The following is a 200-nucleotide window of genomic DNA, read 5'->3' as shown; positions in this document are numbered from 1 at the left end:
CTAATCCTGTTTGCTACCCACGCTTTCGAGCCTCAGTGTCAGTTACAGTCCAGAGAGCCGCTTTCGCCACCGGTGTTCCTCCATATATCTACGCATTTCACCGCTACACATGGAATTCCACTCTCCTCTACTGCACTCAAGTCTAACAGTTTCCAATGCACACAATGGTTGAGCCACTGCCTTTTACATCAGACTTATTA

The 200-nt window shown here is 47.5% G+C and carries 1 rRNA gene; it reads right to left on the bottom strand.

The features are described from left to right. A 16S ribosomal RNA gene (locus CCD76_RS19585) occupies window positions 1–200 on the bottom strand; the annotation flags it as partial.

The organism is Salinicola salarius, assembly GCF_002179555.1.
GTDB classification, from domain to species: domain Bacteria; phylum Pseudomonadota; class Gammaproteobacteria; order Pseudomonadales; family Halomonadaceae; genus Salinicola; species Salinicola salarius_A.
This window is presented reverse-complemented; position numbering and strand designations above follow the sequence as displayed.